The organism is Paludisphaera rhizosphaerae (genome assembly GCF_011065895.1).
Taxonomy (GTDB): Bacteria; Planctomycetota; Planctomycetia; order Isosphaerales; family Isosphaeraceae; genus Paludisphaera; species Paludisphaera rhizosphaerae.
The window spans coordinates 1-20,259 of sequence record NZ_JAALCR010000008.1; the positions used below are offsets into that span (position 1 = coordinate 1).

General features: G+C 62.8%; 14 protein-coding genes, 1 tRNA gene and 2 pseudogenes. 8 read left to right on the top strand and 9 right to left on the bottom strand.

The features are described from left to right. Positions 1-303: 303 nt before the first annotated feature. The 8 genes from G5C50_RS11750 to G5C50_RS11785 all read left to right on the top strand — a co-directional run bounded on the left by G5C50_RS11750 (position 304) and on the right by G5C50_RS11785 (position 7,932). Entirely contained in the window at positions 304-1,689 is a 1,386-nt protein-coding gene (locus G5C50_RS11750; RefSeq protein ID WP_165069335.1) for an MBL fold metallo-hydrolase RNA specificity domain-containing protein, read from the top strand. 258 nt (positions 1,690-1,947) lie between these two features. Next, on the top strand, positions 1,948-2,397 hold the full coding sequence (locus G5C50_RS11755; protein ID WP_240907059.1) for a hypothetical protein: 450 nt from the start codon (positions 1,948-1,950) through the stop codon (positions 2,395-2,397). 160 nt (positions 2,398-2,557) lie between these two features. Further along, positions 2,558-3,547, top strand: a complete 990-nt coding sequence (locus G5C50_RS11760) for a DUF1559 family PulG-like putative transporter (protein WP_165069338.1) — start codon at positions 2,558-2,560, stop codon at positions 3,545-3,547. 101 nt (positions 3,548-3,648) lie between these two features. Further along, entirely contained in the window at positions 3,649-4,350 is a 702-nt protein-coding gene (locus G5C50_RS11765) for a type 1 glutamine amidotransferase domain-containing protein (RefSeq protein ID WP_165069340.1), read from the top strand. A 107-nt stretch (positions 4,351-4,457) separates the two neighbouring features. After that, positions 4,458-5,411, top strand: a complete 954-nt coding sequence (locus G5C50_RS11770) for a DUF1559 domain-containing protein (RefSeq protein WP_165069343.1) — start codon at positions 4,458-4,460, stop codon at positions 5,409-5,411. 33 nt (positions 5,412-5,444) lie between these two features. Next, positions 5,445-6,293: an aldo/keto reductase family protein gene (locus G5C50_RS11775; protein WP_165069345.1), complete on the top strand. Its 849-nt coding sequence runs from the start codon at positions 5,445-5,447 to the stop codon at positions 6,291-6,293. A gap of 418 nt (positions 6,294-6,711) precedes the next feature. Then, positions 6,712-7,773 carry a hypothetical protein gene (locus G5C50_RS11780; RefSeq protein WP_165069347.1) on the top strand — a complete coding sequence of 354 codons (1,062 nt, stop codon included), beginning with the start codon at positions 6,712-6,714 and terminating at the stop codon, positions 7,771-7,773. Positions 7,774-7,860: 87 nt separating this feature from the next. Further along, positions 7,861-7,932, top strand: a tRNA-Glu gene (locus G5C50_RS11785). A gap of 293 nt (positions 7,933-8,225) precedes the next feature. On the opposite strand, the pseudogene G5C50_RS33220 reads toward G5C50_RS11785, so the two are convergent. From G5C50_RS33220 to G5C50_RS11830, 9 genes and pseudogenes are all read right to left on the bottom strand, one after another. Next, positions 8,226-8,930 (bottom strand): annotated as a pseudogene (locus G5C50_RS33220) (tyrosine-type recombinase/integrase); the annotation flags it as partial. A gap of 816 nt (positions 8,931-9,746) precedes the next feature. Further along, entirely contained in the window at positions 9,747-9,935 is a 189-nt protein-coding gene (locus G5C50_RS11795) for a hypothetical protein (RefSeq protein ID WP_165069348.1), read from the bottom strand. A gap of 5 nt (positions 9,936-9,940) precedes the next feature. After that, positions 9,941-11,266: a hypothetical protein gene (locus tag G5C50_RS11800; RefSeq protein ID WP_206107661.1), complete on the bottom strand. Its 1,326-nt coding sequence runs from the start codon at positions 11,264-11,266 to the stop codon at positions 9,941-9,943. Between the two features lie 24 nt (positions 11,267-11,290). Next, entirely contained in the window at positions 11,291-11,590 is a 300-nt protein-coding gene (locus tag G5C50_RS11805; protein ID WP_165069352.1) for a carbon storage regulator, read from the bottom strand. A 445-nt stretch (positions 11,591-12,035) separates the two neighbouring features. Further along, positions 12,036-15,002, bottom strand: a pseudogene (locus G5C50_RS11810) (type I restriction endonuclease subunit R). Then, a complete protein-coding gene (gene darG / locus G5C50_RS11815; RefSeq protein WP_165069354.1) occupies positions 14,983-16,047 on the bottom strand; it encodes a type II toxin-antitoxin system antitoxin DNA ADP-ribosyl glycohydrolase DarG in 1,065 nt (354 codons plus the stop codon). The pseudogene G5C50_RS11810 and the gene darG overlap by 20 nt, the downstream one beginning before the upstream one ends. A gap of 30 nt (positions 16,048-16,077) precedes the next feature. Then, positions 16,078-16,728: a type II toxin-antitoxin system toxin DNA ADP-ribosyl transferase DarT gene (darT, locus tag G5C50_RS11820; RefSeq protein ID WP_165069356.1), complete on the bottom strand. Its 651-nt coding sequence runs from the start codon at positions 16,726-16,728 to the stop codon at positions 16,078-16,080. A gap of 3 nt (positions 16,729-16,731) precedes the next feature. Beyond that, a complete protein-coding gene (locus G5C50_RS11825) occupies positions 16,732-18,174 on the bottom strand; it encodes a restriction endonuclease subunit S domain-containing protein (RefSeq protein WP_165069358.1) in 1,443 nt (480 codons plus the stop codon). After that, the gene (locus G5C50_RS11830) at positions 18,171-20,141 is read right to left on the bottom strand and encodes a type I restriction-modification system subunit M (protein ID WP_165069360.1); all 1,971 of its coding nucleotides are present in this window, start codon (positions 20,139-20,141) and stop codon (positions 18,171-18,173) included. Before G5C50_RS11830 ends, G5C50_RS11825 begins: the two co-directional genes overlap by 4 nt. Positions 20,142-20,259 lie beyond the last annotated feature (118 nt).

The window sequence follows — 20,259 nt, forward strand, 5'->3', positions numbered from 1 at the left end:
GACCTCAGCCCGCGCGTTCCCACGGTTGATCACATGGTAACAGTAGCCGCCGAGTGAGGCTCGACCCGTCCGCGGCATTCTCTAGCCCCTTTCTGTTTGATCGCACGTTGTCCTATATTCTACATTTTACCATGAATATTAGCAATGTCCCCTTTTCCCCGATTGGCAGCCTTGAACGGATCTTCGGATCCTGTCATGATGGCGAGGTGGAAGATCCAGCCGGGGATCGCGTAGGCGCATGGGGGCGAAGCCGTCCCCTCACCCCGCGAGCGGTTGCGGGGGCGAGCGTCAGGAGGACATGGGTTGCGAATCACGTTCCACGGTGCGACCCGGCAGGTCACGGGCAGCGCTCATCTCCTGGAAATCGGCTCGTCGCGCATCCTGCTCGATTGCGGTCTGTTCGACTCCGATCGAATCGACCCCGCCAGTCAGAACCGGCACCTCCCGTTCGATCCCGAGAGCCTTGACGCCGTCGTCGTTTCGCACGCCCACAACGACCACATCGGCCGGCTGCCGTTTTTGGTCAAGCAAGGGTACAAGGGAAACCTCTACGTCACCCCCGCCACCGGCGACATCACCAGCGTCATGCTTCGCGACAGCGCGCGGATTCAGCGCGAGGACGTTCGGCTGGCCCACATCCGCCACCCTCACATCGAGGCCCCCGAGCCCCTCTTCGAACTCTACGACGTCGAGTGGATGATCGAGCGGCTGGCGCGCGTCCCCTACGGCGAGCCCCGCGAGATCGCGCCAGGGGTGATGCTCACCTACCACAACGCCGGCCACATCCTGGGCTCGGCCATCGTTCAGATCGACTTCGAGGAAAACGGCCGGCCTCGCCGTTTCGTCTTCACCGGCGACCTCGGCCGCCGCAACACCGGCCTTCTCCCCGATCCGGCGATCGTCAAGGACGTCGACATCCTGGTCTCCGAGAGCACCTACGGCGACAAGGAGTTGGACCCGTACGAGAAGCTCTTGAAGCAACTCCACGCGATCGTCGCCCGCGCCATTCGGCTCCAGGGGAAGGTCGTGATCCCCGCGTTCAGCCTGGGGCGGACGCAGCGGATGGTCTACTGCCTTCAGGAACTGTACGCGACCCACAAGCTCCGGCCGATCCCCATCTTCGTCGACAGCCCTCTGGCCAACCGCCTGACCGACATTCACCGCGACTATCCCGACGCCTACACGCCCGAGGCCCGCGCCCTGATGGACAAGGACCCGATGTACTTCGGGTCCAAGTACGTCGAGTATTGCCAGACCTTTGAGGACTCCCGACGGCTGAACTACCAGCGGGGGCCGCTGATCATCATCTCGTCCTCGGGCATGTGCGAGGCCGGCCGGATCCGCCATCACCTGCGGCACATCGTTTCCGACCCCGACAACGCCATCGTCATCGTCAGCTACCAGGCCGAGGACACCCTGGGCCGGAAGCTCGCCGACGGCGTCGAGCGGGTCCAGATCCTCGACCACTGGTACGACCTGAACGCCGCCGTCTACGTCCTCGACGGTTTCTCCGGCCACGCCGACCGCAACGACCTGGCCTGGTGGTACGAGCAGACCGGCGGGAACATCGAACACGGCTTCCTCGTCCACGGCGAGCCCGGCCCGATGGACGCCCTCGTTCCCGTCATGCAGCGGTTCGTCAAGAACCCCGTCCGCACCCCCGACCTCCACGAGAGCTTCGAGGTCTGACGGCCCAACGAATAAGAATCCACCGATTCTTCGGAAATTCTCGCGGAGCGCCTTGTTTTGCGCTTCGCCCCCGCTTAAGGTGTTCGGGCGTCGCGGCGTCCAACAGCCGCGACCGACGGCCCGACCTCTCGCTCCATACGGGCCTGTCGACCTCTCCCTCCCAAGGACGCGCCGGCTCTCACTCCCACGGCGCGTCGTCCGCGATCCGCCTCCGCCTTGGTCATCGCCTTCTCCGCCCCTATCTCAGGAGCGATGCGTATGCGCACTCGGAGTCGATCGAGTCGGGTTTCATCGTGTCTGGCGTTGATCGCCGCCCTCGGAATGGGGGGGTGCGGCGGGGAGGTCGACGAACTGCCGCGCAAGCCCGTGGAGGGGGCGGTGAAGCTCGACGGGACCCCGCTGAAAGGCGGCATGATCCAGTTCATGCCCGCCGACCAGGGGGCGGCCACGGCCGCCGCCGCCGCCGTCGAGGACGGCAAATACTCCGTGTCCCAGGCCGCGGGACTCGTCCCCGGCTCGTACAAGGTCTCGATCACCAGTTCCAAGGGCTCTGAGACGGCCCCCGCCGGCGCGATGCCAGGCGACCCCGCCCCGCCGGCCAAGGAACCGATCCCAGGCAAGTACAACGCCAAGACGACCCTCACCGCCAGGGTGACCCCCGAAGGCCCCAACACCTTCGACTTCGACCTCTCGTCGAAGTCCAAGTGACCGCGACGCCGGCTCCTCGGCGTTCTCACGTCAACTCTCACCCTCCCCGCGGCCCGGCCCCCAGCCGGCCTGCGCCAATCCCCGGACGCCGCGGCTCGACCGTCGGCCAGGAATCATCGCCATGTGATCACTCATCAATTTATCCCAGGTGGAGAAACCCATGAGTCGCCCGCGAAGCGGTTTCACGCTGATCGAACTGCTGGTCGTCATCGCGATCATCGCCGTGCTGATCGCCCTGCTGCTTCCCGCCGTCCAGGCCGCCCGCGAGGCTGCCAGACGGGCCCAGTGCGTCAACAACCTGAAGCAGATCGGCATCGCCATGCACAACTACCACGACGTGGTGGGGACGTTCCCGCCGGGCCACCGGTCGTCGGTGTGCGGCACCTGGCAGACGTTCATCCTTCCCTACATCGAGGGAACGAACCAGTACAACGCCTACAACACGGCCGGCCGCTACCTCCTTCCGGACGGCACCAAGAACCCGGACGGCACGCTCCGATACGGCGGCGCGGCGAACACCACCGTCACCGGCTCGTTCTTCACCTCGCTCTCCTGTCCGAGCGACACGCAGACGAGGCTCGGCAGCGTCACCGAGCACAATTACGCGGTGAACTTCGGCAACGCCGGATTCTTCCAGGAGTTGCAAACCGGCTCCACGGGAACCGCCTACGCCACGCCCTACTACACGGGCGGTTTGTGGCAGGGGGCCCCGTTCTCAGACAGCGACCCGTCGTACTACCCCTCTCGGCAGCGGACCTACAACATCTCCGCCATCACTGACGGCACGAGCAACACGCTGATGGCCTCGGAAGTGATCCAGAGCCAGGACGGCTCGTACCGCGGTTACACCTGGTGGGGCGACGCCGCCTGCTTCGAGACCTGGCTGGCCCCCAACAGCGCACTCCCGGACGTGACTCAGGGATACTGCACCACCATCTTCCCGAATATCCAGGCCCCCAACCCGCCCTGCATGAACACGACCGCCACCCAGGGGCCGACGTACGCCGCGCGCAGCCGGCATCCCGGCGGAGTCAACACCCTTTTCTGCGACGGCAGCGTGAAGTTCGCCAAGAACACCCTGAACCTCAACACCTGGCGAGCCCTCAGCACGACCCAGGGGGGCGAGATCGTCAGCGCCGACGCCTACTGATCCATTTCAACACGAGCCTCCGTCCATTCGACTGGGATCGACTTTTGCATGAACCTCCAACGTGCGGACGCCGATCGCATCGAATGGACCGGGGGTGAGCCATGGCCGGAACGAGCCGAATTCTGATCATTGCAACGAGCGCGGACGAGTACCAAACGGTCGGATATCGAACCGGCCTCTGGCTCGGCGAGTTGACGCATTTCTACGACGTCGCCGAGGAGGCCGGGTATCTGATGGACCTTGCCAGTCCCCAAGGAGGGCAGATCCCCCTCGACCCGGAGAGCCTCGCCCACGAGTTCCTGAAGACGGGCGGGACGATCGAACGCTACAAGGACAAGGCGTTCATGGACCGCCTCGATGCGTCGCTCAAGCTCGCCGACGTGGACGCCTCGAAGTACGACGCGATCTACATGACCGGCGGCCACGGCGTCATGTTCGACTTCCCCGATTCGGCCGAGCTTCAGAAGCTCGTGGCCGACTTCTGGCAGGCCGGCAAGGTCGTCGCGTCCGTCTGCCACGGCGCGGCGGGACTGCTGAACGTCAAGCTGGCCGACGGCTCGTACCTCCTCGCCGGCAAGACCGTCACCGGCTTCTCCTGGAACGAGGAGGTGAAGTTCGACCGGGCCGACGCCGTCCCGTACAACCTGGAGGAAGAACTGCAGGCCCGAGGCGCGACCTACAGCAAGGCCTGGCTGGCGATGGGCGACCACGTCGTCGTCGACGGCCGTCTCATCACCGGCCAAAACCCCACCAGCACCCACAGCGTTGCAAAAGCCGTCATCGAGCAGCTCCGCGAAGGCTGACAGACACGAAACCGCACCATTCGGCACCCATCGATTGCCTCGTCCGACGACGGTCGTAGAATGGCGTCACGAGGGGTCACGACTCCGAGATCGAACCCGAGGTGTCGATGGCAAGCCTACTTACGGATCGCGCTGCACGGTGTCGCGGATTGACGCTGGTCGAGATGATGGCCCTCATCGCCGTGATCGCCTTCCTCCTGGCGATTATCCTACCCGCCATTCGCGCGTCACAGGAGGCGGCGAGGAGGGCCCAATGCACGGGCCATCTCAAGCAGATCGCGTTGGCGATTCATAGCTACCACGATGCGTGGAACACGCTCCCCGCCGGTTACGTCAGTGCGGAGAATCCCGCTGTCGGCGAGTTTGGTCCGGGATGGGGCTGGGGGACGCTGACGCTTCCGTTTCTCTCGCGAGGGGATCTCTATAACACCCTGAATCTCAGCCTTTCGATCGCCGCGCCGGGCTCGCAGACGGGGCGATCGACTGTCCTGAGCAACCTGCTCTGCCCGAGCGAGCCCCGGCGCGATCCGGCGTCGTTCCACGCAGCCGGATCGGTCAGCGGCGTGCCGAGCGATCTCTCGCCCTCGTCGTACGTCGCCTGCGCGGGGACCTCAATCGATCCGATGACGGGGGCTTCGGACGGCCCGTTCGGACGGAACGTTTCGTGGAGACTGTCTGACATCACCGACGGGCTGGGCCAGACGCTCATGCTTGGCGAGCGTACGCGGGCCCTCTCCGACGCGACCTGGGCGGGCGTCGTCCCGGGCGTCCAGCATTGCACCGATCCTTCCTGGCCCGTCCGCTCGTGCGGCCCGGCGTGGGGAATGGTACTGGGCGTCACCGATCTGCCCGGGGTCTCGGCCTATCCCACGGTGGTCCCGGGGTCTCGACGGGCTCATCAATCGGCCTTCGGCAGCCTTCACGGCGGCGGAGCGAACTTCGTCTTCTTCGACGGCGTGGTCCGATTCGTCAGAGACACGATCGATCCCAAGGTCTTTCGCGCGATGGCCACCCGAGCAAGCCTGGACGGTGATCTCGATTGCAGCGGCAACGCCTACTGACGCCGATCGTCGAGCCGCCGGTACAATTGGGCAATGGACCTACAAAACTTGCTGATCGACGGCGTTCGCGTGCCCCGGTTCCTCTACGGCACCGCCTGGAAGAAGCAGGAGACTCAGCGCCTGACCGAACTCGCGATTCGCCAGGGCTTTCGAGGGATCGACACCGCGAACCAGCTCCGCCACTACGACGAGGCTGAGGTCGGGCGGGGCGTCGCGGCGGCGATCGAAGCCGGGTTGGTCAACCGGGAGGACCTGTTTCTCCAGACCAAGTTCACGTTCGTGAATGGCCAGGACCACCGCCTCCCTTACGATCCGGCCGCGCCGGTCGGCGTCCAGGTGCAGCAGTCGTTCGCCAACTCGCTCGATCACCTGGGGGTCGAGGTCATCGATTCCTTCGTGCTCCACGGGCCTTCTCGCCGGTTCGGTCTCGTTGAGGAGGACTGGGAAGCCTGGCGGGCGATGGAGAAGCTCCACGACGACGGTCGCGCCCGGCTGCTCGGCGTCAGCAACGTCGGCCTGGACCAACTCCAGGCGTTCCACCGCGAGGCCCGCGTCCCCCTCCGCTTCGTCCAGAACCGCTGCTACGCCGAGCGTGGCTGGGATCGAGACGTCCGGGGCTTCTGCGCAGCGAACGGGATCGTCTACCAGGGCTTCTCGCTCCTGACCGCCAACCGAAACGCCCTGGCCCGCCCCGAGATCGCCCGGATCGCCTCGCGTCACGATCGGACCGTCGAACAGGTCGTGTTCCGGTTCGCGATGGAGGTCGGCATGATCCCGCTAACCGGAACAACCGACGCCCACCACATGGCCGAGGACCTCGAAGTCCTCCAATTCCAGCTCACCCCCGGAGAGGTCGAACGAATCGAACGTCTCGCTGGCTGAATCCGGCGGCGACCTGAGACCACAGTGGCGATCCTGGAGTAAATTCTCTTCGGTGGAGTTTGCTCTTTGGCATCCCGGAATCGAAATGCAATGCAGCGACGACGTGTCGCGCACTGTGAAAAGCGCGCGGACGAACCCAAACCCGTTGCAGGATAATTGAGGTTAACATTCAGACGGGCCGAGACTTGCGTCGAAGCCTAGGCTTGGCTCCGTTCGCGGATCGAAGCCAAGTCGGACCGCCGACGTTGCGTCGAAGCCGAATCGGCTTCCCGTGGGGTTAAGTGGAGGGGGCGGGAATTCCGAGTGATATTGGGCGTTTCCGCGATTGTGACGATCGGTCCGACGGTGCGCCTGAGCGGGTCTGAAAGGGGCAGGCCCACCCCGATTCGCCTGTATCCCACGGAAAGGGAGGCCGTACATGGATGCGAACCGGACGTCCACCGACGACTTGACCTTCAGTCGCTTCACCGACCCAGTTCAGGGGACGTTCACGATGGACGTCCCGGGGGGCTGGAGGACCCGCGGCGGGCTGGCGCATCCCCAACCCGGTGATCGTCGGCCCTGGGTGGAAGCGATCTCGCCTGATGGTGTTGCCATCCTCGCCGACCCGGATTTTCCCCAAAGCCTCTGCCACTTTCCGGGGCAGTGGGAGGGCCAGGTGGTCCCGCTCGCCGCGGGGGGGATGTTCCTTAACCTCACCCCCTCCGCCGATCGCGCGGCTGACTGGTACGTCAAAAACCTCGTGCCGAAACGTCTCTCTGGGGCCAAGGCCGTCTCGCGTCGGCCACGTCCCGACGTCGCGGCCCTGGTCGCCAACGGAATCCGCGAGCAAGGCATGGCCCTTCCCCGATCGTTCCGGATCGAGGCGACCGAGATCCGCCTCGCCCCTCCACCAGGCGGGCCGCCAAAAGCGGCCTCGATCCTGGCGACCTCGGCTTTCAACGGCGAGTACACGATGGGGATGTGGGCGTTCTGGAACGCGACGGTCTACCTGACGGTCGCCCCCGCCGACCGAATGGCGCTCGCCGAGCAGACGACCTTGCGGATGATCGGGTCCTACCGCAATACGCCCAGGATGTTCGCGATCGCCCAACGCGACGAGGCGATCATCGCCGCGAACGGCCAGGCCGCCAACGCCGCCCAGTGGAACTGGTTCGCCGGCCAGCAGGCGGCCCACCAAGCACAGTCAGCCGTGGGCGACATGCTCGTCGCCAACTACTGGACTCAGCAGGCGGCCAACGACGGACTGTACCGGAGTTGGGAACGGAATCAGGCCGTCTACGACCGGCTGAGCCAGGATCGAAGCGACGCCATGATGGATCGCCAGCGCCTCGCCGACGACCAGCTGGGCCGTCAGTACGAGGTCCCCGCCAGCTCAAACTACTACTGGCGGAACGAGCGTACCGGGGAGGTCGTCGGCACCGACGTCCAAACCCCGCCCGACTACTCCGACGCCTATACCCCGCTGCGGAGACTCTAGCCGACCAGGCTTTCGGCGCGATCCATCAGCGGTTCGGCTTGACCACCCGGGGAGCCGGTCGTTACATTGGTCCCTGTCCGAAACGACGGCCCCGTCGTCTAGTGGTTAGGACACATGCCTTTCACGCATGCAGCACGGGTTCGACTCCCGTCGGGGTCACTTGCCTCTCCCTCCCGCCAGACGCCGCCAGCAGGCGACAAGTGCCGATTCGGGCACGACTTGCGATCCTTCGACCGGGGATCGCCGAAACCCCCCACTCCGCCATCGGCCGACAGGTCCCGACACGAAGCGTCCCCTGCCTGGGGCAAATAGTGGGCAAGGCCTTCGCTTATGCGTCCTTGGGGGCGGAGAGAGGGGACCGACAAGGCGGCTTGTTCTAGGTCGGACGTTCGGGGCTTGATGTACCGGGCCGTCAGGGTCGGCGTCGAGTGCCGCATAAGCGTCTGCATCGTTCGGAGTGTGGCTCCGGTCGCGTCTAGGGTCGTCGCGTACTGAGCCCGGGTGGAGTGAAAGTCGAACTGCTTCCCCGCTTCGTCCACGAAGGGGATGCCGGCTCGCTTCAAATCAGCCTGGATCATCTTCGACCCGGTGGTCTTCTTCAGGGGGAACACGGCCGACCCACGGGGCAAGGCCGCCACGATGAGCCGCAGGTCTTCGGCCACGTCGTCGGGGATGACCATATCGGCCCCCTTGCGGTTCTTGCTGTCCTTCACCTGGAGGCGGAGTCGGGCCGGACTGGAATCGAAATCGAAGCTCTCGGGCTTCAAGGACGCGATCTCCTGATGACGTAGTCCGGTCCCGAAGATCAACCGATAGCAGATCGCTCGGACCGGCCCAGTCAGTCCACGCCACACGGGGCCGTCGTGGGCGGCCTGGATCAGCCTCATCTGTTCGTCAGCCGAGAGCGTCCTCCGGTCTCGACGCACGTCTTCTTCCGGGTTGAACCCAACCACCCCGAAGAGCGGATCGAAGGCAAGCCGACCGGATTGGACACACCATTTCGTGAACGCCTTGAGAGACTTCCGATAATGATTGCATGTCCAATGAGATGATCCGCCGGCCTTCAGGTTCGCTAGAGCCGCCTGAACACGCTCCCCGTCCAGGTCGGTAAGCCGGTTCACTCCCGAGGCCGACGCCAGGTCCCGAGCCTGCTGCATCGCCTGTTTGACGTGCCGGGCCGTCTTGTCGGTCGCCTTCAGATGCTCCTCGTAGGCCGCTAGGTGGACCTCGATCGGCTTCCTCGCATGATCACGGCGGGCCACATCTCTTGGATCGACGAGCCCCGCCTTGACGCTTGCGGCCTCCGATTCCACGTGCCGGGCAATCTCCTCGGTCTTACGTTTGTCGGCACACCCCTTCCGCTCCTGACGGACGCCGTCAGCGTCGACGAAACGGTAGTACCAGATCTTCCCACGCTTCCGGAAGCTCGCCACGGCTTAACCCCTTGATCCAAGATCCTTTAAGACGAGGGCCCTACCCCAGTATAGGGCCCAATTCACCGTCTCTCAATTGGCGTTCGCCCCGATCCACTTCGTGACGGTCGAGCTACGCCAGCGGATGATCTTCGACCTCCGGAAATCCGGCGGGGGAACTTCACCGGCGGCCCTCATCCGTTCAACACTCCGGGTCGAGCATCCAAGCACTTGGGCGATGTCGCTCATCGAGAGCATGGGCTCGACACCGGCGACGGGCGAGCGAAGATCGCGGCTGGGGTTATCACAATGCATGTCGTGGAGTCCTAAGGGTAACGCCGGCCGGTAGTCGGCCATTGGCGGCACTACTCCTTTTAGGACGCCCGGTCTCGGGACAAGTCGAGCGAACGGAGACGACGCAGGGGGTGAGGACTTTTCGCCCGTGCTCTTCTCGGTCAACCTCCCCGCGTCGACTCCCCAGGGCTTCGATCCACGGTTCACACTTACGCACTCGACTACACAAGGAACGAAGAACGCGGCGACAACTTCCGCCTGCCCGACTCACCCTGTACGAGAGGGATTAAGATGGTCGAAGCCCCAGAAGATTTCGAGTTCGCCGGGGAGGCCGCACCAGTCGGGATCGGCCCAAACGCCATCGGCCAGGTAAGCCCCCACGCCCTCCCAGTGCTCGCCCATGACTCGTCCGGGGTTCTTCCGGCGAATCTTCCTGTAGGCTTCGCGGTAGTTCATCTTGCTCACCTTTCTTCGCCGTCGACCCGGAAGCGGGGTCGCAGCGGCAATCCCTGGAACGACTCACTCAACACGCGGTACACGGTCTCCAGGTGGACTTGCGTCGTCATGATCGAGTCGTGGACGGTGACCACGGGGATGTCCGGATGCTCGACCCTGAGGCGTTCCACGGCCTTCCTGAGCACGACGTCCGACTCCTGCCACTGCATCTCCCGACTCACCCACTTGTAGCCATGCAGGCGGACGAGCTTGGCGAGGACCCTGGCCGCCTTCGGGTAGACTCCCCTGAACTTGGCCAGCTTTCCCGAGTAGACGGCCCGGAAGAATTCGACCTTCGCGTCCCCCCGCTCAGCGATCGAGAACGCACGCTGAAAATCGTCGTAAACCCTTGCCTGACCTACGGCTGCAATGTACTTGTCGGAAGAACCCAGATCATATGGGGAGCGAAGGGAGCGGAAGGAGGAGTTCTCACAGGGATGGTGACGAGAGGACTGGTATCTGTGACTGGGAGATGAGTGGAGTGAGCAGGAATCCAGGTAAGCGTTGGCGTTCATCAGGAGTATGCCCAGGAACAGCGTCTGACTTTCCTGGATGTCGATCTCGAACAGCCGTTCGCCGTTGATCGTCAGGTGCTTCTGGCGGACTTCCTTACATAGCCTCGTGAAGTTGGTGTGGAACCGACCGTACTTGCACCAGGTCGCCCGCACGACCCCTTGATCGAGCCAGCCCACCTGCTGCTCGGCGAGTTCCCGCTTGTCGGGCTTCATCCCGGCCAGCGTCTCTTCCAGGCCGGTCTTGTCGACCTTGACCTTCTTCGCCCACGCCCGCAGGTAGTTCCCCAGGTCGCCGAGGTCGGGGGCCGACAGCAGTTCCTTCCAGGCGTTGAAGCGGTTGAGATACCACTGGTCGTCTCCAGACCACCTGACGAACTTGCGATCGCGGAGGACATAGCCGAGCCTGAACTTGAAGGACTCGACCTTGGGCTTGTATCGCTCGATACAGTCGACGAGTCCGGCTTCCACGCACATCTTGCGGATTCTGGCCACGCCGTCGCCCATCACCTTCGCCAGGAGCTTGGCGTTCAGCGGACAGTATTCGTGGCGTTCATACCGACCAACGACGTGGTTGAAGTAGATGCAGTTGATCAGCCAGCGGGCCGCCGACTCGTCCTTCGGGCCGATCCCGTAGTCCGCGAAGTCGAAGTCGGCGGGCGTATAGAGGTAAGGGGCCCGCTTCTTCTTCCGCTTGGGCTTCGCCTTCTGCTTCGTCGTAAGCGTAGGCATCCGGGCGGGGGCGTCGACGGACCAATCGATTTCGCAAGGCATGGTCATCACCTTTCTTCTGGTGGGGTTACCTTATCGCGGGGTGCGGTCGCCTTCCTCGCGGAAGATGTTCATCGAGCGAGGGGCTTTGACGGTGATCACGGCAGAACGCTTGTCTCGCCGGATGCGATCCAGGCGGACGACGACTTCACCCTCCTGCGTCTGAATCACGATCGCCTCGTCCAGCGACCTAATGAGTGCAAGCATTCTTTCGCTCCTCTGTTGGGCCGACCAACTTACGCCGGCTCGGTCGACCTTGAACTCGTTGACGAACTCGCGAAGGCTGACGAGCATTGCGAGGTTGATCAAACTGACGGGCACGGCGATGTCCATGGCGACCCCCCTTTCGTCAGGGCTCGCCAGGGAATACACCCGATGCAACGCCCGCTCTTCTTCTAGGACGCCACCCACGAAATCAAACGATGGGAACGCGTGGGGCGGGATGAAGTCCTGCAGGTTGGCCTTTGAGGCTCAACACGGCCAGCTCGACCAGGTCGACGAGGATCAGGAACGCTTAAGCGTTCTGCACACACTTAGGGGAGGGGGGGCCGTCGTCGAGCGATACCCGATCGTCGACATAGGGTCTCTAGGCAGGAAGCGAAGCCTGGTGCCCGAAGGGAGGGGGGTTTTTATGTTCGGACGGTGATCGTGGGAGATCGATCAAGAAGCCGACCAGGTGCGTTTAAATCCCGTGGGACATTTCCGAAAGGTCGCCTCGGGCGATTTGGGCGATTTGCCCGTTCAGCCATAGCTCAGCACAACGTGAGCAATCCACTCGTCAGGTCGTAGAAGTGCCCGGTGGGCTCACAGTTTGGCCTGGGACGGGCGGGTGGTACGTCGACTGGAAGATCATGTCGGACAACCACTTCTTGAACGTCGGGTTGTCGCTGAACTGCTTGAAGAGTTCGGTATGATCGGAGATGAGTTCGAGCATGATCCGCTGGAGGGCGTTGTCGTGCTCGATCCGGGCGTTCTGCTTGTCCGAGTTCTTGATCGCGTTCTGGTAAGCCTTGTCAGCGGCGACCTTGGCGGGAATCTCCTCCGCGACTAGCTTGCGGATCTTGTCGCCGTCCTTCCATTCGACGTTGCCAAACTGGTCGTTGAACGCCCGGACGATCTGGCTCAACCGCTCCAGCTCGGGTTCTGGCCGACGACCTCCTGAGGCGTTGGGGACAGGATTGATCTCGGCGTCTTGATCGGGGAGTGCGATCGCCATTTGGGCCCGCACCTCGACCCGGTAGCTGTCCATGTCGATCGTTTCGAGGATCCCCTTCGACAGGTCTTCCTCCTTCGGGGCGGGAAGTCGGGGGGTGAGGAAGTTCAAATAGATCGAGAGGCGTTCCCAGTCGACGTTCGCGTACGGGAGAACCGAGGAGAGGAAGCTGTAAGTGCGGACGAACGCCTTCGCCTTCCCCTTGAATGCAACCTGGCCGTCTTCATCGAGTTCTGAGTTGTAGACCGCCACCCCAGCATCGAGGATGGGGTCGAGCTTGTCTCGGTCGGCCCCCTTGAGGTAGAGGTCCGCCAGCGTCGCGACGTCGGCCGGGTCGTATACCTGGTAACCGTCCAGGTCGGCCTTCAGGTCGTGGAGACGATTCGGGTCGGTGGCTTCGCTGAGGATCGTCGTCCGGTAGTAGTCGGCGAACGCGGCCTGGATCGTGTCGACGTCGTTCATGAAGTCCAGGACGAACGAGTCGTGCTTCTGGGGGTGGGCCCGGTTCAGCCGTGAAAGCGTCTGCACAGCCTTGATGCTCGCGAGGACCTTGTCCACGTACATCGTGTGGAGCAGGGGCTCATCGTAGCCCGTCTGGAACTTGTCGGCGACGATCAGGAATCGATACGGGTCCTGGCGGAACGTCTCGGGGATCTGGGTGCTCGGGAACCCGTTCATCGAGGCCTCGGTCAGCTTTTGGCCGTCGACCTCGTGCTCTCCCGAGAACGCGACGATCGCCCGGTGTGGACTCCGACGTTCCAGGAGGTAGGCGTCGAAGGCCCGCTTGTACTGGATGGCCCGAGCGATCCCGCTGGTGACCACCATGGCCCGGGCCTTTCCGCCGATCTTCTGCTTGGCGAGCACCTGGTCGTGGAAGTGGTCGACCATGATCTCGGCCTTCTGCCGGATCGCGTGGTCGTGGGACTCGACGTACTTCCGCAGTTTCCTCTGGGCCTTCTTGACGTCAAACTCCGGGTCGTCCTCGACCTTCTTCATCAGCCGGTAGTAGCTCGCGACCGGCGTGTAGGATTTGAGCACGTCGAGGATGAACTTCTCCTCGATCGCCTGCTTCATCGTGTAGGCGTGGAAGGGGCGGAACGACCCGTCGGGCTGGGGGACGCCGAAGATTTCCAGCGTCTTGTTCTTCGGGGTGGCCGTAAAGGCGAAGTAGCTGGCGTTCTTGAGCTTCTTCCGCGACTCCATCGCCCGAATGATGCGGTCTTCGTCGGACTCGTCTTCGGGGACGCCGTGCTCGCCGAGGGCGACGTGCATCGCCGACGTGGTCCGGCCCCCTTGGCTGGAGTGGGCCTCGTCGATGATGATCGCGAATCGCCGGTCCCGGTGGTCGTCGCCGATCTCCTGGATGATGAACGGGAACTTCTGGATCGTCGAGATGATGATCTTCTTGCCTTGCTCGATGAACCCCCGGAGTTGTCCCGACCCCTGGGTGACGGCACCGACGATCGCCGAGACCTGGGCGAACCGCTTGATGTTGTCCCTGATCTGCTTGTCCAGGACCGTTCGATCGGTCACGACGATGATCGAATCGAAGACCGGCTTACCCCCCTGCGTCAATTCCACGAGTTGGTGGGCAAGCCAGGTGATCGAGTTGCTTTTCCCGGATCCCGCCGAGTGCTGGATCAGGTAACTGCAGCCCGCCCCGTTGGTGCCGGCGTCCGTCAGGATCCTCCGAACCACGTCGAGCTGATGATACCTGGGGAAGACGGGCGTCCGTCGCGTCCTCCCGTGGGAGTCCTTCGTCTCGACGACCTGGGCATAGTTCTCTAGGACGTCCGCCAGGCTCGGCTTGGTCAGCACCTCTCTCCAGAGGTAGTCGGTCTTGATGCCGTTCGGGTTGGGAGGGTTGCCCGCACCGTGGTTCCATCCCCGGTTGAACGGCAGGAACCAACTGTCCTTGCCGGTCAGTTGCGAGCACATCCAGACTTCGGACTCGTCCACGGCGAAATGGACGGCACACCGGCCGGCGAGGAAGATCAGCTCTTTGGGATCCCGGTCCCGTTGGTACTGCTTGATCGCGTCGGCACTGGTCTGCTTCGTGAGCGAGTTCTTGAGTTCAAACGTCGCGAAGGGGAGCCCGTTAAGGAAGATGGCAACGTCCAGCGACAGCTTCGTCTCGTCCTTGCTGAACCGGAGTTGGCGGCTGACGCTGAAGCGGTTGGCGGCGTGGAGTTCGGCGGCCTTCTGATTCCCAGGCGTCGGAATCCCATAGTAGAGGTCCACGGAGACCGGCCCGTGCTTGATCCCCTTGCGGAGGACGTCGACGACGCCCCGCTTGGTCACTTCCCCCTGGATCCGATGCAGGAATTGCTGGCGTCACGGCCCCGGATCTCCCAGGTTCAACGCCCCGACCACGTCCGGCTGGGTGGCCTGGAGGAAGGCGAAGAGGTGAGACAGGTCGACGGCGTGGTCGCGGTCGTAATCCTCGGGAAAGCCTGGCAGGTAACCCGCTTCCTGCACAAGCGATTGAACGACGAGTGACTCAAGGCCCTTTTCAGACGTGTCCGTCGGCATCGAGGGGTCCATCGATCCAGCCCGACCGACGAAGCCGGTCCCACGCCGCCTGGATCTGGTGGGGGGTGAACATCGTCTTGCGGGCGTTCCAGTCGTGGACCTTCCGGACGGCCTCGGCGACCGTCTTCGCTCCCTGACGATCGGCCACCCAATGCACGGTGGCCAGCAGCTCCATGCCGTAAGGGGACTCGAACCCCTCGATCAGACCACTGACCTTGTCGAACCGCTCCAGCGTATCGGGGTGACTGTGGAGGAATTCAATCCCCTCCTCGGCGGCCCCATCGGCCAGTTCGATGGGCTTCCTCGGGTCGTCCCCACCTTCACCATACCCATGGATGTAGTGGCTTTCCATGGTCTTCAGGACGTGGCGGAGATTCTCGGCATACGGGCCGTAGCCCGCCTGCCTATAGTCGAGCTTCAGCGGCTCGCCGGCCACCTGGAGGAAGTACATCATTTTGTGGATCTCCAGGAGGGAGACCCCGACGTCCATCACCCCGGAAAGGTAGTTCCGCATCAATCCCAGGACCGCCGCCCGGCCGGACGTCAGCTTGGGACGCTTCGTCCGGTTGACCATCTCCCGGGCCGGGGGGGCGTTGCCGGGCTCGAACAGGTAGGCGTCGACCTCGGGGACGGCTGACAGAGCATGCTCGATCAGGGGACGCACCTCGGCCCAGTCCAGGCCGCCCAGGCCGCAGCCCAGGGGAGGGATGGCGATCGACTTGATCCCCTGCTCCCGGATGACGCGGACCAGATCGACCAGGCCGGCTTCAACGTCCTCGACCCGGCTGTCGGCCTTCCAGTGCCGCTTGGTGGGGAAGTTGATGATCCAGCGAGGTTGTTCAAGCGTGGCACGATCGAAGACGAACATTCGACCAGGGATGACGTCGCCGGCCTTGGCGGCTTTGCGGTAGGCCTCGTAGTTGTCCTCAAACGCACGGCGAAACTGTAGTGCGATCCCCCGACCCATCACACCCATGCAATTCACGGTGTTGACGAGGGCGTCCGCTTCGTGCTTCAGGATGTCGCCGTGGGCCAGATGGATCATGTCAGTGTCTTCCCCAAGTTGACCATTTGATCAATAGTACCATCTGGACTGAACTTCGACATCCGGCCGGTGATCGGCTTTCGCCACGATCTCACGTACCCTCGCGGCGAGCTTCTCATCCAGAACGCCGATCGTCCGGACCAGCGACCAGGGGAACGACCCAAAGACCAGGAATTCGGACTGCTTGGCTTCTTTGACTTCAGGCTCACGCCAGTCGTCGCTGGCGATGTACTCCCAGTTCAGTTGGCTGAGATCGGCCAGGTCGTTGAACGACTGATAGAGCTGGCCCCCCGCGTTGCCGTTGGTGAACGACCAGGCTCGCCGCTGACCTTCAGCCCACGCGACCACCTCGTGTAGATCGGCGACCAGGTGCAGGATCGGTCGCTGGCCATCTCGGTACGTGATGTCCGGGTGGTTCTTCATGCTCAGAAGGTAGAGCATGACCGACCGGGGGCAGAAGTAGAACGGCACGTACTCCCCGACCTTCGTTCCCGGATGGCAGTGGACGACCTGCTGTTCAAGCCTCCGCTTCTTGATCTTCGCCATCCCGATCGGCTTCTCCGGCCCACCCCGGGCGAAGATCTCCGCATCCGACCACAGGCAGCCCTCAGAGATGATCCGCTCCAGGTGCTTGCCGTGAGTGATGTGGAAGATCTGTAGCCGGCGGGGAGGAGGACTCATGGGTCAGTCCTCGTCGGCGGAGGCCGAGACCAGTTCGGAGGTTTCGTCGTCGAGTTCTTCCGTGTCCTCGTAGTCGAGGGGTTCGCCTCCGGTTTCGAACTCATCCAACTCCAGTGGGAGGCGTTCGGCGGCTTCGCGGACGTCGAGTTTGCCGGTCACGACGTCAGCGAGGAGGCGGTTGCGGTACTCCATCAGGAGATCTATCTGTTGACGGGTAGAGACAATCGTTGACTCGATTTGACTTGTTTCAAGACCTGCCGATGCAACGATTTCTGCTGCTTCTTCTATGGGAGGTATGGCGAACCACATGTCTCTCAACGATGACAGTGGCAGGTTGTTAGCAAGGCCTTCCGCACCGCTTATGGCTTGTTCGACTTGAGTACGATAGTAGCGGGAATTCATGGCGAGCAGGATGAACTCGGCTAGTTCTTGTTCCTTGAGGATGAGGCGAAACGTTTTATCCGACAGAATGAGCCGATATCGAAGCGAAGCAACTCGTCCGGTCGATCCAACAAGCTTGGGGGAGCCGCAAGCTCGCGAAACCAAGAGGTCGCCGACGTTGACCACAATTCTAGGATCGATCCGAAAGCCGTCTGGAAGGCGTTTGTGCTCGGTATCTCTGAAGACCCCATGGTTGACGCAGCCGGACTTCAGAACACCCCAACTTCCTGCGTCCTCGGCTTTTCGTGATTCGGCCTGTGGACTAACTCCCTGGTCAATTCGTCTGACGATCGAGCGAAGACGAGTGAGTCGCCAAGATGCCGGTATCATGTCGAGGCAGGCGGCATTCGTTGCCGAGAGCGTGTGGGAGGCTGACATGCCTCTCGTAACTCGTTGTTCAATGAGCGTTTGCTTCTCTTCTTGGAGAAGCTCGATGAGCCGCCGCTTGGCTTGGATGAACCGGCGGATCTTCCGGTCGACATGATCCAGGAAACGAACGATGGCGGTCTGTTCGTCGAGCGGGGGAACAGGCAAGCTGGAACGGCTGAGGCCTGAGTAGTCGATGTTCTGGACTTGGCGAATGCCAGTTACATGGAGGGTCAAATTGCTCAGGTATGGTGCAGCCTTGAAGAGCCATGCGAGATAGCCATGGTGATGCGGATTCGTTGGACGCAAAATCGTATAAGCAGGACTGATGATCCCCCTGTGCCGAGCGTACTCGATTCCGCCTTGGAACGAGCGGAGACTGATCACAAAATCATTGACGCAGACCAGCTTCAGAAGGTGAAGGTCTTTGGACGCCACCACCGTGCGAGTCTCGAAGTCACTTTTCCGAATGACTCCTCGGGTCTGCGTCGCAGCCAGAAGTGGTTCGTCAGGAAATCCCTTCTGGTTCCTCTCTTGAAGGACGTATTTGGTCCGGCGAACATCCCAATGTGCCGGAACGGATCCGGCCCACGATAGGTTGGCCTTCTGGTACTTTGGATATGGCCGAAGGCTGCTCATCCGTTTGCCGCCTCCACATCCACCAAGATTTCCTGAAGCAGCCCCTCCGTCTGCCGCTCCAACGCCTCAATATCCGCTCGGATCTCCGCCAGACTCCGAAGTTGGGGCGGCTTGTAGAAATGCCGGGCGAACGAGATCTCGTACCCGGTCCTCGTGCTGGATGGGTCGACCCAGGCGTCGGGGACGTGGGGGAGCACCTCGCGTTGGAGGAAGCCCGCGACACCGCCGTCTTCCAGGAGGGGGATTTGCTCGGAATCTCGGAGGTCGGGGTCGGGTTCGTACTCGACGACCTGGGTTTTGCCGCCGACCTTGATCTCGAAGAGGCCGTGCAAGGGGTCAGGGAGAGTCTTCTTGTGGACCTTCTTTGCGACCGGGACCCCGGACTCGTCTACCCGGCCCTCGGCCTTGAACGTCTTGATCTCCTTCGGCGAGTAGAGCTGGTGGGGGTCGATGCCGACGACCCGCAGGGGACGTTCCACTGTGACCTTCCAGTAGCCGAACGCCTCGTTGGGGAAGACCTTCGATTGCTCGGACTCCGTCATGTTGTGAAAGGCGTCGTAGATCTGCTTGATGTGCTCCTCGCCCAACCGGCAGTTCTTCTTCCCCTGGTTCTTGCGGAGCGGCTCGAACCAGGTGGTGGCGTCTATGAGCTGGATCTTGCCGCGACGCTTCTTCGCCTTCCGGTTCGTCAGGACCCAAACGTAGGTGGCGATGCCTGTGTTATAGAACATGTTCAGCGGTAGGGCGACGATGGCTTCCAGCCAGTCGTTCTCGATGATCCAACGCCGGATGTTGGACTCCCCCTGCCCGGCGTCCCCGGTGAACAGGGACGAGCCGTTGTGGACCTCGGCGATGCGACTCCCCAACGGGGTGTCCTTCATCTTACTCAGCATGCTCACCAGGAACATGAGCTGGCCGTCGCTCGACCGAGTCACCAGGGAGAGTTCCGGGTCGTCGCCGTGCGGGATCACGAATCGGGGATCGTTGAGATCCTTCTTCCCGCCCATACGTTCCTGGTCTGTTTTCCAGCTCTTACCGTAGGGCGGGTTCGAGAGCATGAAATCGAAGTGATGCGACGGGTAGGCATCTGCCGCCAGGGTGGAGCCGAACTTGATGTTGTCCGCCTCCTGACCTTCCCCCTTCAACAGCAGGTCGGCCTTACAGATGGCATAGGTCTCGGCGTTGATCTCCTGGCCGTAGAGGTGGATCGACGCCTTCTTCTCATGCGACTCGGCCAGTTCGGTGAGCACCTCGCCAGCCACGGTTAGCATTCCGCCCGTGCCGCACGCCCCGTCATAGACCAGGTAGGTTCCGGACTGGATGTCGCCGTTGACGGGGAGGAAGATCAGGTTCGCCATCAGCCGGACGACGTCCCGGGGCGTCCAGTGTTCCCCCGCTTCCTCGTTGTTCTCTTCGTTGAACTTGCGGATCAGTTCCTCGAAGACTGTCCCCATGCCGTGGTTGTCCAGGCCGGAGAGTTTGATATTCCCCTGGCCGTCGAGAACCGGCTGCGGACTGAGGTTGATGCTCGGCGACAGGAACTTCTCGATCAGGTGACCGAGGGCGTCCGCCTGGTCGAGCTTCTTGAGTTGGTTGTGGAAGTCGAACTTGTCGACGATCTCCTGCACGTTCGCCGAGAACCCGTCCAGGTAGTCGACGAAGTTCGCCCGGAGCTGCTTGGGGTTGTCGAGCAGGCGACGCAGGGTGAATCGCGACGCATTGTAGAACGCCTGGCCCGCCGTCTGTCGGAGCGGCCCCTCCTGGTTGACGATCCCCGCCTTGTCCAGGATCTCCTTCTGCTTCAGGACCGCATCCTTCGTCGGCTCCAAGAGGCTGTCCAGCCGCCGGATGACCGTCATGGGGAGGATGACGTCCCGATACTTCCCCCGGACGTAGACGTCCCGCAGCACGTCGTCGGCGATCGACCAGATGAAGTTCACGATCGCGGAGTGGGTGGACTGGTCCATCAGTCTCGTCTCGGCCTTCCTGGCTTGAGGCGGTGTCTTAGGTCCCGCATCCCCTGCGTCTAATTCCTGTCGCGAGGGGTTGGGCGATTCTTGAGGATAGGCGTTGAGTGTCAAGGCG

Coding starts and splice junctions, on each gene's coding strand:
- darT (WP_165069356.1), bottom strand. CDS start 16,728: ATGAGTCCTCCTCCCCGCCGGCTACAGATCTTCCACATCACTCACGGC.
- G5C50_RS11825 (WP_165069358.1), bottom strand. CDS start 18,174: ATGAGCAGCCTTCGGCCATATCCAAAGTACCAGAAGGCCAACCTATCG.
- G5C50_RS11765 (WP_165069340.1), top strand. CDS start 3,649: ATGGCCGGAACGAGCCGAATTCTGATCATTGCAACGAGCGCGGACGAG.
- G5C50_RS11800 (WP_206107661.1), bottom strand. CDS start 11,266: ATGACCATGCCTTGCGAAATCGATTGGTCCGTCGACGCCCCCGCCCGG.
- G5C50_RS11805 (WP_165069352.1), bottom strand. CDS start 11,590: ATGGACATCGCCGTGCCCGTCAGTTTGATCAACCTCGCAATGCTCGTC.
- G5C50_RS11795 (WP_165069348.1), bottom strand. CDS start 9,935: ATGAACTACCGCGAAGCCTACAGGAAGATTCGCCGGAAGAACCCCGGA.
- G5C50_RS11755 (WP_240907059.1), top strand. CDS start 1,948: ATGCGCACTCGGAGTCGATCGAGTCGGGTTTCATCGTGTCTGGCGTTG.
- G5C50_RS11760 (WP_165069338.1), top strand. CDS start 2,558: ATGAGTCGCCCGCGAAGCGGTTTCACGCTGATCGAACTGCTGGTCGTC.
- G5C50_RS11775 (WP_165069345.1), top strand. CDS start 5,445: ATGGACCTACAAAACTTGCTGATCGACGGCGTTCGCGTGCCCCGGTTC.
- G5C50_RS11780 (WP_165069347.1), top strand. CDS start 6,712: ATGGATGCGAACCGGACGTCCACCGACGACTTGACCTTCAGTCGCTTC.
- G5C50_RS11830 (WP_165069360.1), bottom strand. CDS start 20,141: ATGGACCAGTCCACCCACTCCGCGATCGTGAACTTCATCTGGTCGATC.
- G5C50_RS11770 (WP_165069343.1), top strand. CDS start 4,458: ATGGCAAGCCTACTTACGGATCGCGCTGCACGGTGTCGCGGATTGACG.
- darG (WP_165069354.1), bottom strand. CDS start 16,047: ATGATCCATCTGGCCCACGGCGACATCCTGAAGCACGAAGCGGACGCC.